Here is a 2,843-nt window from a genome sequence, read left to right as displayed (position 1 = left end):
GATGTCGAGCGGCCGCTCCTTCGGCAGCGTCGATTCGATGATGTCGGTGACGCGGCCTGGCCGCGGCGACATCACCACGATGCGTGTCGACAGATACACCGCCTCGGGGATCGAATGGGTGACGAAGCAGATCGTCTTGTTGGTCCGCGCCCAGAGGTCGAGAAGCTGCTCGTTCAGATGATCGCGCACGATCTCGTCCAGCGCGCCGAACGGCTCGTCCATCAACAAAAGGTCCGCGTCGAAGGCGAGAGCGCGCGCGATCGAGGCGCGCTGCTGCATGCCGCCGGAAAGCTGCCAGGGATATTTCTTCTCGAAGCCAGAAAGATTGACCAGCGCCAGCGTACGCTTGATGCGCTCCGCCTGCTCGGCTTGGGAGAGGCCGATGATCTCCAGCGGCAATCCCACATTGCGCTCGATGGTGCGCCACGGGAACAGGGCCGCCGCCTGGAAGACATAGCCGTAGGCGCGCTTCTCGCGCGCCTGCTCAGGCGTCATGCCGTTGACGGAGATCGTTCCGGATGTCGCCCTTTCCAGATCGGCGATGACGCGCAGCAAGGTTGTCTTGCCGCAACCGGACGGGCCGATGAAGGAAACGAACTCGCCCTTGCCAATGGTCAGATCGACATTGGACAGCGCCTGCACCGGACCGTCATTGGTCTGGAAGGTGAGGCCGAGCTTGCTTGCCGAAACGACGGCTGGCGGCTGTTCGCTCATTGGCTGCAGCCTGCCTTTCGCAGCCGCTGCCGCGCCGTCCGCAATCCGGTTGATTTTATGATAGCGTTGCTTTCCACTCGTCCTGTCCCACCCGATCGACGCTGCCCGGAGGCTTGCCGATGTCGCCTAAACCCACCTGTCATCTCGTTCGCCCCGAAAGCACCTATCAGGGCAAGCAGGGGCTGAGCTATTTCGCCGGCATCGCCGCCGAGACCGTCGGCTCCTCCGGCATCTGCATGCATCTTCTCACCATGCCGCCCGGCGCCCGCGCCAAGGCGCATATGCATGAAAGCCACGAGACGGCCATTTACGTGCTTTCGGGCGAGGTCCACACCTGGTACGGCGACCGGCTCGAGCACCACATCGTCGTCAAGGCCGGCGATCTCTTCTACATTCCGGCCGGCGTGCCGCATCTGCCCGCCAATCTGAGCGGGGCGCCGTCCTCGGCGGTCATCGCCCGCACCGATCCCAACGAACAGGAAAGCGTCGTTCTGCTGCCGGAACTGGATGGGCTGGTTGCCTGAGATGGAGGAAAAACCTCTCGTCGTTATTTGCACCGGGAGACTTCGCCCATCACATTGCCCTCTTCATCGGCCACCACCAGCTTCTTCGCGTTCTTCGCACTGCGCTTGATGGTGAACTTGGTCGGCGCCTGCCCCTCTTCGCCCTCCACCTCGCATTTTGCCGTCACCACCAGCGATCCGTCGGCCTGGGGCTGCTTGTCGCTGAAGGTGCAGGCGCTTGCCGCCGTGATCAGTTCCTTGTCGGTCAAGAGCAGCATCTTGTCGGCGGCGACCTCTTGGCCGTTTTTGTTGATGCAGCCATATTTGTCGCCATAAGGTTTTGAGAGATCGATGCTGGCGGCCGATGCATGGCCAGCGGCCAGCATTGCTGTCGCCGTCAGCACGAGATGAAGAGCCCGCATGGTCAGACCCCCGTGGCCGGAATGCCGGTACGCTCCACCTTGCGTGGCGCGGAAATCTCCTTCCAGGTCGACAGCGCCCGGTTGACCGCGGCGTTCGGCTCACGCGCGACGAACTCGCCATGGCCAACCTTGGCCTTGACGTCCGCCTCCTCGATCGAAAGCTCGCCGCGTGAAAAGACGAAGCGCGGCAGGCCGGTCACCTCAAAACCTTCGAAGACATTGTAGTCGATCACCGACTGCTGCTTCTTGGCCGAGATCGTCTTCTTGCGCTTCGGGTCCCACACGATGATGTCGGCGTCGGCGCCTTCGACGATCGCGCCCTTCTTCGGATACATGTTGAGGATCTTGGCGATGTTGGTCGAGGTCACCGCGACGAACTCGTTCATTGTCAGGCGGCCGGTATTGACGCCGGCCGTCCACAGCACTGGCAGGCGGTCCTCGAGGCCGCCGGTGCCGTTCGGGATTTTTGTGAAGTCGCCGATGCCGTTGCGTTTCTGCTTGGTGGTAAAGGAGCAGTGGTCGGTCGCAACCACCTGCAGCGAGCCGGCCTGCAGGCCCGCCCACAGCGAATCCTGGTGCCACTTGCTGCGGAAGGGCGGGCTCATCACCCGGCGCGCCGCATGGTCCCAGTCCTTGTTATAATATTCGGTCTCGTCGAGTGTCAGATGCTGGATCAGCGGCTCGCCATAAACGCGCATTCCTTTCTGCCGGGCGCGGCGGATGGCCTCGTGACTCTGCTCGCAGGAGACATGCACGACATAGAGCGGCACGCCGGCCATGTCGGCAATCATGATGGCCCGATTTGTCGCCTCGCCTTCCACCTCCGGCGGACGCGAATAGGCATGCCCCTCAGGCCCGTTGTTGCCGGCGGCTAAAAGCTTTTGCGACAGTGCCGCGACCACATCGCCATTCTCGGCATGGACGAGCGGCAGCGCGCCGAGGTCGGCGCAGCGCTGGAACGACGCATACATCTCGTCGTCATCGACCATCAGCGCGCCTTTGTAGGCCATGAAGTGCTTGAACGAGGTGATGCCCCTGTCGACCACCGTCGCCATCTCGTCGAACACCTGCTTGCCCCACCAGGTGATCGCCATGTGGAAGGAATAGTCGCAGGCCGCCTTCGAGGTCTTGTTGTCCCACATCTGCAGCGCCTCAAGCAGCGACTGATGCGGCGCCGGCAGGCAGAAATCGACCACCATTGTCG

Annotated in this window: 4 protein-coding genes; 1 reads left to right on the top strand and 3 read right to left on the bottom strand. The window is 62.7% G+C overall.

What is annotated here, in order from left to right:
* A partial coding sequence (locus EOA27_RS30460; RefSeq protein WP_145970627.1) for an ABC transporter ATP-binding protein occupies positions 1 to 714 on the bottom strand: 714 nt, incomplete at its 3' end.
* 113 nt (positions 715 to 827) lie between these two features.
* Here EOA27_RS30460 and EOA27_RS30455 point away from each other — a divergent pair.
* Entirely contained in the window at positions 828 to 1,238 is a 411-nt protein-coding gene (locus tag EOA27_RS30455; RefSeq protein WP_176479989.1) for a cupin domain-containing protein, read from the top strand.
* 23 nt (positions 1,239 to 1,261) lie between these two features.
* Here EOA27_RS30455 and EOA27_RS30450 read toward each other — a convergent pair whose 3' ends face one another.
* Entirely contained in the window at positions 1,262 to 1,639 is a 378-nt protein-coding gene (locus EOA27_RS30450; protein ID WP_126081956.1) for a hypothetical protein, read from the bottom strand.
* A gap of 2 nt (positions 1,640 to 1,641) precedes the next feature.
* Positions 1,642 to 2,843 (bottom strand): dihydropyrimidinase (hydA, locus tag EOA27_RS30445; protein WP_127257981.1); only part of this gene is annotated, 1,202 nt, incomplete at its 5' end.

Source organism: Mesorhizobium sp. M2A.F.Ca.ET.037.01.1.1 (genome assembly GCF_003998075.1).
In the GTDB taxonomy this organism is placed as follows: Bacteria; Pseudomonadota; Alphaproteobacteria; order Rhizobiales; family Rhizobiaceae; genus Mesorhizobium.
This window is presented reverse-complemented; position numbering and strand designations above follow the sequence as displayed.

What these genes read in the sequence shown, in the direction of transcription:
- EOA27_RS30450 (WP_126081956.1), bottom strand. Translation starts at nt 1,639, where the DNA reads ATGCGGGCTCTTCATCTCGTGCTGACGGCGACAGCAATGCTGGCCGCT.